We start from the raw sequence: 9454 nt of genomic DNA, 5'->3' as shown, positions 1-9454 counted from the left end.
GTGAGGGTTCCGCCGGGGTGGAGCAGTTCCAGGTAGCGGCTCATGATCCGTTCCACGGTGCGGGGGGCGAAATTGGTCAGCGGCAGGCCGGAGACGATCACGTCGTACCGCCGGTCGGTGTCGAGGTCCTCGACGAGGCTCTGGTGGACGGTGATGTCCGCGGACCGGGACGTCGTGCGGGGGTGGGTGGCGGCGAGGGCGCGCAGCTGGTCGGCGAAGCGGGGATTGGCCTCGACGATGTCGAGGCGGCTGCCGCGGGGAAGGCGGGGGATCAGGTGGCGGGTGACGGCGCCGGTGCCGGCGCCTGCTTCCAGGACGGCCAGCGGGCGGGGGGAGCGGCTGCGGACGGGCTCGGTCAGGGCGTGGGCGAGGGCTTTGCCGCTGGGGGCGATGGCGCCGGTGGTGCGCAGGTCGCGGGCGGCTTCGATGAGGAACATCCAGCCTTCGGCATGGCGCTGCTCGGTGGCGCGCTGGTGCGAGGTCGTCCAGTCGTTCATGGTTTCGACGCTACGGAGGGGCGTCGTCCTTGAGATCCTCCGTTCTGCGACGGGCTTGGCCGACGAAAGTAGGGGTCGGCATGGCCTTTCGTCTGTTCGGCAACCGCGGTGGACTGCCTAGCATGGCCGGGTGATGTGGTGGAAGGGCCCGGTGTGGGCGGCGGTCGGGCGTGCGGGGTTCGTGGCCTTCCTGGTAGCGGGCGCCGCGGTGAATGCTGCGCTGGTCTCCGGCGGCCGGTATGCGGTGCCGGTGACGGCTGCCGCGCTGGTGTGTGCGGTGGCGCTGGTGGTGCCCCGGCTGCGATGGTCCCTCGCGCCGTGGGTGGTCGCGGCGGGGACGGCGTGGTGGGGGTGGCTGCTGGCTCCGCTGCTGGCTGTTTCCCTGTTCGACCTGGCCGTGGCCCGTCGGATGCGGGTCGCACTGGCCAGTGCCGTCGTTGCGCTGGGCGCCAACCTGCTCGGTGCCCAGGCCACGTCGCTGTGGGCCGATGGGCGATGGGTGTCGACCCTGTTCGTGTTGCTGTTCGGGTTCGTGGCCGGTCTGTGGCAGGGCAACCGGCGGCGGCTGGTGAAGGCGCTGGCGTCCGAGGTCGAGCACCTGCGGACGGAGTCGCGACTGCGGGAGGAAACGGCCCGGGCCGCCGAACGCTCCCGCATCGCCGCGGAGATGCACGACGTGCTGGCCCACCGTCTGAGCCTGATCGCCCTGCACACCGGAGTGCTGGCCACCAGGGGCGACGGCCTGCCCGCGCCGGTCGTCGAGCGCCTGGCGCTGCTGCGTGCCACGTCCGCCGAGGCCCTCGCCGACCTGCGCGATGTCCTCGGCGCCCTGCGCGACCCGGACGCGGCGCAGGGTGCGGCGCTCGCGCCCGCGATACGAGACGTCCGCGAGCTGGCCGCAGAGGCACGCGCCGCCGGGCAGCACGTCGAACTGACCGTCGACGGCGTTCCCGAGCAGGCTCCCACGACCCACCGGCTGGCCGCGTACCGCATCGTCCAGGAGGCGCTGACCAACGTCCGCAAGCACGCGGGCGGCGCCACGGTGACCGTACGGGTCGACTACCGCCCGCCGGCCACCCTGATCGACGTCACCAACACCCCCGGAATCCCCGGCACTTCCAGCACGGGCGCCGTCGAGTCCGGATACGGGCTCGTCGGCCTGCGCGAGCGCGTCACCGCGCTGGGCGGACACCTGGACGCAGGACCCGCCGGCGCGGGCGCCTGGCGGCTGGCCGCACGCATCCCCCACCCCGTCGGCATCGAACAGAACGGCACCCGCACATGATCCGCGCCATGATCGTCGACGATGACGCCCTGGTCCGCCTCGGCCTGACCGACCTCCTCGACGGCGACCCGGGCATCCAGGTCGTCGCCCAGGCCGTGGACGGCCTGGACGCCGTCGAGCAGGCCGGCGCCCATCGCGTCGACGTGGCCCTGGTCGACGTGCGCATGCCGCGCATGGACGGCATCACCGCGACCGCCCGGCTACGGGCCCTTCCCCACCCGCCGAAAGTGATCACCCTGACCACCTTCGACCTCGACGAGTACGTCTACAACGCGCTCGCCGCGGGAGCCGACGGGTTCCTGCTCAAGGACACCGATCCCGCCGAGATCCTGCGTGCCGTCCACCTGGTGGCAGCCGGCTCCGCCATGCTCCACCCCGCCGCGGCCCGCCGACTCATCGACCGCTACCACACCGGCAACCAACCGAAGGCCACCGCCGCGCGGGCCCGCCTTGAGCGGCTCACCCCCCGGGAGCTGGACGTTCTGGCCCTGCTCGCCCAGGGCGAGACCAACGCTGACATCGCCACCCGCCTCACGATGCGGGAAAGCACCGTCAAAGCCCACGTCAGCCGCATCCTCACTGCCCTGGGCGTCACCAACCGCGTCCAGGCCGCCCTCCTGGCCCGCGACGCGGGACTGCCCACCTGATCAAACGAGCAGGTGCTGAAGGACGTCGGGGCACTGACCTCATCGACGGCCAGTGACGGACCCACGGTCGCCGAAGCACACGGTGACCAAGACCAGGACCTCGAAGATCCCGGAACCTGCTCCTTCGCCCACCTGTTCACCAGGCCATCGACGCCTGTCTGCGCGGCTTCTTACTGTGGCGCGCAGCCGCGCAGGATGGACGCGATCAGGTCGTCCAAGCCGTACTCAGCCACCTCCGGCGGCAGGACGCCGCTCACCGTCAGGCCGGCGTAGCCGTGCAGTGCCGCGACGACTGGCAAGGCAATCCGTTCGAGTGGTCCCTCGCGTACTTCGCCACGGCGCTGTCCATCGCCGATCAGCTCCAGGAGTTGATCGGACCATCGGTGTGCGGTCGCCCCGAGTGCTTCCGACGCCTGCGGACTGTGCTTGACCGAGAACATCAGATCGAGCAGTGCGGCGTTGGCCACGGCGAAGCCCACGTAGGCGCGGGCCGCGGCATCCAGCCGGTCGGCGAACGCCTCACCAGCGCCTTCCTGTGAGGCTGCGATGGCCTCGGCGAGCCGCTCGAACCCGGTCAGCGCCAGGGCGTCCAGCAGTGCCTGCTTGGACTTGAAGTGGCGACTCGGCGCGGCGGGGCTCACCCCGACCTCGCGAGCCAGTTCGCGCAGGGACAGCGCGGACGCCCCCCGCTCGCGCAGTGTCTCCTCGGCCCGCGCGAGCAGAGCGACGCGGAGGTCTCCGTGGTGGTAGGGGCGGTTCGTCATGCCCTCAGCCTAGCCGGGTGTATGCGATGAATACATTGTTAACGTTGCCTACATTGTGATCAGTGCATACATTGGGGTCATGGCCAAGAACACGCAGACCCAGCCCTGGAACACCACCGACATCCCCGACCAGACCGGCCGCACCGCCATCGTGACCGGCGCCAACAGCGGCCTCGGACTCGCCACCGCCACGGCTCTGGCCGCCGCAGGCGCCCACGTCGTCCTCGCCGTACGGGACACCAAGCGTGGTGAAGCCGCAGCAGCAACGGTGAACGGCAGCGTGGAGGTCCGTCGGCTCGACCTGGCCGACCTTGCCTCCGTGCGCCAGTTCGCCGCCGACTGGCACGGTGACCTGGACCTGCTCATCAACAACGCCGGCGTCATGAACGTCCCCGAGGGCCGCACCAAGGACGGTTTCGAGACCCAGTTCGGCACCAACCACCTGGGCCACTTCGCCCTGACCAACCTGTTGCTGCCGCACATCACCGACCGCGTGGTGTCCCTGTCGTCGGGGGCGCACAAGGCCCCGGGCAGTCCCCGCATCCACTTCGACAACCTCGACCTGACCGGCGAGTACAACCCGCTGACCGCCTACAGCCAGTCCAAGCTCGCCAACCTGCTCTTCACCCTGGAACTCCAGCGACGACTGAGCGCCGCCGGCTCGCCCGTCCGCGCCCTCGCCGCGCACCCCGGCTTGGCCGCCACCAACCTCCAGAGCCACGACGCCAGCCTCCTGCGAACCCTCTTCTATCGTCTCGTCAACATGCTGATCGCCCAGGGCGGCGAGGCCGGCGCACTCAACTCCTTGTACGCGGCCGTCCAGGACCTTCCCGGCGCGAGTTACGTCGGCCCCGACGGCATGTTCGAGATGCGCGGCGCCCCCTCCCTGGTCGGCCGTTCGGCAGCGGCCAGTGACCCGGCCACCGCGCGCCGTCTGTGGAGCGTCTCCGAAGAGTTGACCGGCGTCACCTTCCCGGAGCTGACTGCGGCAGTTCGATCCTGAAGCCGTGGCCGACCCATCGAGTCGGCCACCTGCGACGGGGCAGGTGGCCGCACTCGGTGTCACGGAGGCTGCTCGATACAAGAGGGTGCTGAAGGTGGAGGACTGGGCGGAGATACGTCGGCTGCATCGAGCAGAGGGCGTGCCCATCAAGGAGATCTCACGGCGGCTGGGGGTGGCCCGGAACACGGTGCGGGCCGCGTTGAACTCGGACCGGCCGCCGAAGTACGAACGGGCCCCGCGCCGACGGGTAGCGGACGCCTTCGAGCCGCAGATCCGGGGCCTGTTGAACGAGTGGCCGACGATGCCGGCGCCAGTGATCGCCGAGCGGATCAAGTGGCCGTACTCGATATCGCCGCTGGTGAAGAAGCTGGCCGAGATCCGGCCGGAGTACGTCGGCATCGACCCGGTCGACCGGGTCACCTACGAGCCCGGCCAGATCACCCAGTGCGACCTGTGGTTCCCGGAGACGAGGGTCCAGGTCGCACCCGGCCAGCACCGGATCCTGCCGGTCCTGGTCATGACGCTCGGCTTCTCCCGGTTCCTGACCGCGGAGATGATCCCGACACGGCAGGGCGGCGACATTCTGGCGGGCATGTGGTCGCTGATCAGCAGCATCGGCCGGGTGACGCACACGCTGGTCTGGGACCGCGAGGCGGCCATCGGCGGCAGCGGGAAGGTGACCGCACCGGCCGCCGCGTTCGCCGGGACGCTGGCCACGAAGATCAAGCTCGCGCCGCCACGCGACCCCGAATACAAGGGCATGGTCGAGCGGAACAACCAGTTCCTGGAGACCTCGTTCCTACCGGGACGGCAGTTCGCCTCGCCGGCCGACTTCAACCAGCAGCTGGCCGAGTGGCTGGACCGGGCCAACGCCCGCACCGTCCGCTCCATCCAGGGCCGCCCTGTCGACCTGCTGGAGACCGACCGCCAGGCGATGATCGCGCTGCCGCCCTTCACGCCGCCGATCGGGCTGACCCAGCGCGTCCGGCTCGGCCGGGACTACTACGTCCGCGTCGACACCGCCGACTACTCGGTGGACCCGCAGGCCATCGGCCGGTTCGTCGACGTGACCGCGATGCCGGACACGGTCACGGCCATCTGCGACGGCCAGGTCGTCGCCCACCACCAGCGGTCCTGGGCCAAGCAGGCCGTGGTCACCGACCCCGTCCACGCGGCCACCGCGGCCCGGATGCGCCAGGCCCTGGCCCTGGACCGGCAAAGACGCCAGGCGGCAACCCGCCAGCACAGCGACGGCCATGCCGTCGCCCTCCGGGCCCTGCCCGACTACGACGCCCTGTTCGGCGTCGACTTCGACCCCGCGAGCACAACGAAAGCGAGCAGTGAGTGACCACCACCGCAGCGACGAAGGACGGCCTGCCGTCCATGATCGCCTACCTGACCCGGGTCCTGAAGACCCCGACAATCGGAGCGTTCTGGGAGGAGCTCGCCGAGCAGGCCAGGGACGAGAACTGGTCTCACGAGGAGTACCTGGCCGCCCTGTTGCAGCGGCAGGTCGCCGACCGGGAGTCCAAGGGCACCGTGATGCGGATCCGTACCGCCCACTTCCCGCAGGTCAAGACGTTGGGGGACTTTAACCTCGCCCACCTGCCGTCGCTGCGGCGCGACGTCCTCGCCCACTTGGCCACCGGCACGTTCGTCGCGAAGGCGGAGAACGTGATCCTGCTCGGCCCGCCGGGCATCGGCAAGACCCACCTGGCCATCGGGCTTGGTGTCAAGGCCGCGCACGCCGGCTACTCGGTCCTGTTCGACACCGCCAGCAACTGGATCACCCGGCTCGCCGAGGCCCACCAAGCCGGCCGTCTGGAAGCCGAGTTGAAGAAGATCCGCCGCTACAAGCTGATCATCATCGACGAGGTGGGATACATCCCGTTCGATCAGGACGCGGCGAACCTGTTCTTCCAGCTCATCGCCTCCCGCTACGAGCAGGGCTCGGTGATGGTGACCTCGAACCTGCCCTTCGGGCGCTGGGGAGAGACCTTCTCCGACGACGTCGTAGCCGCCGCGATGATCGACCGCCTGGTCCACCACGCCGAGGTCCTCACTCTCACCGGCGACTCCTACCGCACCCGCCAACGACGCGAACTCCTCGCCAAGGAGAAGCGCGCGGGCCGCGACTGATCAACCCACTGGGGGTCAATTTTCCCGAACTCGCAGGGGGTCAAAATTCAGGAACCGTTGACAAGGCCAGACCTTGGAGTTGGTGACCTCTCGGCGCAGGGCCGCTAGTAGTGCTTGGTCAGGTCAGTATTGGTTCTGGCATGTTGCGGTGACAGGTGGGGCAGGCGCCGGTCCAGAGCGCGAGGAGTAACTGCAGTTCACGGACGACCCGGTAGAGACTCAGGCCGGCGCCGTTTCTTTTGGGGACCGGGTGATGCGCTGGAGGGTGCAGAAGGCGTGCGCGACGGAGACGAGGGTGACGTGGTGGTGCCAGCCGCGCCAGGTGCGGCCTTCGAAGTGGGCCAGGCCCAGGGCCTGCTTCATCTCGCGGTAGTCGTGCTCGATGCGCCAGCGCAGTTTCGCGGTGCGCACGAGGGTGGCCAGCGCCGTGTCGGCGGGCAGGTCGGACAGCCAGAACTGGACGGGTTCGGGCTCGGTGGCGGGCCATTCGGCCAGCAGCCGGCGCACGGGCAGCCCCGGGCCGACGGTGTTCTTGCGGATCTCACGTCCGGCAGGCCGGATCCGCAGGGCCACGAACCGCGAGTACATGCGCTTGACGCCGCTGCGGCCGCTGCCGGGCGGGAGCCTTCCCGCCACTGCACCGGCTTCGCGGCCCGCTTCCCGGCCTCGATGACCAGCTTCTTCACCGTCTGGGCCGACTCGGGGTAGGCGGGCTGGGGCCGGGGGCCGCGACCGCCATGAGGCGGGGTGTGCGGCCGTGCCGTTTCCGGCTGGGCGGTGGTCGTGGCGGAGATCCCTACCACGTAGCCGAGCCCGCGTTCTTCCAGGCCCAGCCGAAAGGCTGCCGCATCGCCGTAGCCGCCGTCGGCGACGACGAGCGGGACATCGATGCCCCACGACCTGGTCTCGTCGATCATGTCCAGGGCCGGCTGCCACTTCTCGACATGGCCGATCTCTTCGGGGACGCCGCATGGGGTGCGGCGGGCCACCTTGGCCGATCGGCCTTCGGCGAGCCGGGATCCCAGCTCTCGGGCACGAACAACCGCCAGTCGACGGCCGCCGACGCGCGGTCGGAGGCCAGGTGCAGCGAGACGCCGGCCTGGCAGTTGGTGACCTTGCCCGCGGTGCCGGTGTACTGCCGGGCCACGCACGCCGAGGCGTCCCCGTCCTTGAGGAAGCCTGTGTCAGCCACGATCAGCGCGGTCGGCATGATCACCCGCTGCATCCGCCAGGCGAGGCGGGCACGCACATGCGCCGCCTCCCACGGGCTGGAGGTGACGAAGTGGGCCAGGGCCTGCCGGTTGCCGTCCTCACCCAGCCGGGCAGCCATCGGCTCCACCGACCTGCGCCGCCCGTCCAGCAGCAGGCCCCGCAGATAGACCCAGCCCCACCGGCGCTGATCCGCCCGCGCGAACGGCTCGAACATCTCCGCCGCGAAGTCCTCCAGATCGCATCGGACCGCGGCCAGCTCCCCACCCAGCACAACAGGTCAACGGAACAAGCGATCAAACGGACACTCCACTGGCGAGTGAACCTGACCAAGCCCTACTAGCCGATGGCGGTCTCTCCTCGCCTGCGCGCCGCCTCGATGACGTGGCGAAACTGGCCTCGGTCCCCAGCACGAGGTCTGGTTCTCGGTCAGCTGGGTCAGTAGGAGGCTGATCACCTGGGTACTGGCGATGAAGTCGTCGGCCTTGATGACCTGGGCGACCTCGCGGTTGCTGTCGTCGTTCATCTCGGTGACGATCGAGTAAGGATCGCCGAGCCGGTTGTCGATGCGGGGAAGGGCGGGGCCGACTCGCAGCAGCTGAGCGCGATGCCGACTGACTGGTTGTGGGGCGATCTGCGTCTTCACCGTGATCGCGTCTAAACCACCCGGCGGGACACCATCCGACCCCGTGCCCGGCGTCGGGGCCACGTCACCCACCCCGCACGCGGCGCCGGCCGCATCGCCTCGAGGAGACGGAGGAGGAACTGCGCAGGCATACAGCGCTCCGCCTCCGCCCGCCCCGGGCTCATGCGGGACAGATGTCAATCAGGCACACCCGCCGCCGAAACAGTCGCCGATGTTGCCAACACCATCGTCCTCATCACCGCCGCCGTGGTGAACGAGGATGGTGGGGCTGGACTGGACGGTCGTGGCTACTGCGGTGATGTGAGGGAGTGCCGGCGCGGCCGCTGCGTATGCGGCTGTGGACGACCCGGTTGCGAAAACGAGGCCGAGGAGGGCACTGACCGCGAGTGCTCGGGACATGGATGTCTCCAGGTGAGTTCGGTGTGTTGCTTTCATGTGGATCACATTGCATGCCCCTGCGGCAGGGTTCATCCCGGGCGCGGCCAACCGTATGACTCCCCCGGAATCCACCGGCTCTGATCGGGGGGTGGACAGCAGGCTCCCACGTCCGTGCCGAACGAGGTGACGCCTGGCATAATGTCGGCCGGCTCGACGCCGAGGGCTACCAGTCGGGCCGAGGACTCGCCCAGGGGCAGCGTAAGCGGCTGGAGCCTGGACCGCGATGACGGCGCGGGGCAGGCTCTGTCCTGTCACGGCGAGCGGCAGACCAGCACGCGTCAGGACCCGGCCATCGCCCTGACTGGCGATGCCGCCAACACCGCCAAGCACCGCACACGAAAGCGAAGCGGACGACGGCGTCATTCGCGTCGTAGTCGACGACGACACGGTCACGTTCAGGAAGAAAGGCGTGATGCCGTGCCCTCGTCGGCGCGACCGCCGGCTCCGAGGGTCCGCCGCGGGACCGGGGACACCGCCGGGTGATTACCCAGAACGCCTCGGGCCCTCAGTTCGTCAAGGTCGGGGAGACGGACTGACGGAAGAGAGGCGAGCAAGTCGGCCTGCGGGGCGCGGATGCCGTGCGCGGCCTCCGGGCCGACGCCAAGGGTGCGGCGAGCGGTCACACCGGCATCGTACGGGCACGAGGTTCTCCCCCTGACCCTGGCCAGCGCGTCCTCAAGCCGCGCGCCGGATCTGCGGTTCACCGTCTCGTTGCTGCGCCAGGGAACTGAGCCGAAGCTCAGGAGTTGTCACCGGACATGTCCCGTCGCAAAGGATCTGGTCTCCGAGACCGACTCTGACCTGGATCGACCAGATCAAGTGAGAC

General features: G+C 69.7%; 8 protein-coding genes and 1 pseudogene. 5 read left to right on the top strand and 4 right to left on the bottom strand.

Annotation, left to right across the window (positions count from 1 at the left end; all coding sequences use genetic code 11):
- The coding region (locus IE277_RS45715) for a class I SAM-dependent methyltransferase (protein WP_189959931.1) at nt 1-497 on the bottom strand (497 nt) is incomplete at its 3' end.
- A 133-nt stretch (nt 498-630) separates the two neighbouring features.
- On the opposite strand from IE277_RS45715, the gene IE277_RS45710 reads away from it, so the two are divergent.
- Together IE277_RS45710 and IE277_RS45705 are read left to right on the top strand one after the other, a co-directional pair.
- On the top strand, nt 631-1782 hold the full coding sequence (locus IE277_RS45710; RefSeq protein ID WP_189959935.1) for a sensor histidine kinase: 1152 nt from the start codon (nt 631-633) through the stop codon (nt 1780-1782).
- Complete coding sequence (locus IE277_RS45705; protein WP_189959929.1) at nt 1779-2429, top strand: response regulator; 651 nt, start codon at nt 1779-1781, stop codon at nt 2427-2429. The genes IE277_RS45710 and IE277_RS45705 overlap by 4 nt, the downstream gene beginning before the upstream one ends.
- A gap of 170 nt (nt 2430-2599) precedes the next feature.
- Here the strand turns inward: IE277_RS45705 and IE277_RS45700 are convergent, their stop codons facing one another.
- Complete coding sequence (locus IE277_RS45700; protein ID WP_189959926.1) at nt 2600-3193, bottom strand: TetR/AcrR family transcriptional regulator; 594 nt, start codon at nt 3191-3193, stop codon at nt 2600-2602.
- A gap of 79 nt (nt 3194-3272) precedes the next feature.
- Here IE277_RS45700 and IE277_RS45695 point away from each other — a divergent pair, with 79 nt between their 5' ends.
- The 3 genes from IE277_RS45695 to istB all read left to right on the top strand — a co-directional run bounded on the left by IE277_RS45695 (nt 3273) and on the right by istB (nt 6335).
- Nucleotides 3273-4196 carry an oxidoreductase gene (locus IE277_RS45695; protein WP_189959924.1) on the top strand — a complete coding sequence of 308 codons (924 nt, stop codon included), beginning with the start codon at nt 3273-3275 and terminating at the stop codon, nt 4194-4196.
- Between the two features lie 85 nt (nt 4197-4281).
- Nucleotides 4282-5544 (top strand): IS21 family transposase, encoded by a 1263-nt coding sequence (gene istA / locus IE277_RS45690; protein WP_189959933.1) that lies wholly within the window; start codon nt 4282-4284, stop codon nt 5542-5544.
- The gene (gene istB / locus IE277_RS45685) at nt 5541-6335 is read left to right on the top strand and encodes an IS21-like element helper ATPase IstB (protein ID WP_189959915.1); all 795 of its coding nucleotides are present in this window, start codon (nt 5541-5543) and stop codon (nt 6333-6335) included. The genes istA and istB overlap by 4 nt, the downstream gene beginning before the upstream one ends.
- A 219-nt stretch (nt 6336-6554) precedes the next feature.
- Here the strand turns inward: istB and IE277_RS49380 are convergent.
- Nucleotides 6555-7761, bottom strand: a pseudogene (locus IE277_RS49380) (IS701 family transposase).
- A gap of 63 nt (nt 7762-7824) precedes the next feature.
- Nucleotides 7825-8190 (bottom strand): hypothetical protein, encoded by a 366-nt coding sequence (locus tag IE277_RS48635; protein ID WP_229882564.1) that lies wholly within the window; start codon nt 8188-8190, stop codon nt 7825-7827.
- Between the last annotated feature and the right edge of the window lie 1264 nt (nt 8191-9454).

Origin of the sequence: Streptomyces alanosinicus, from assembly GCF_014650595.1 — a bacterium.
Classification (GTDB): Bacteria; Actinomycetota; Actinomycetes; order Streptomycetales; family Streptomycetaceae; genus Streptomyces; species Streptomyces alanosinicus.
This window is presented reverse-complemented; position numbering and strand designations above follow the sequence as displayed.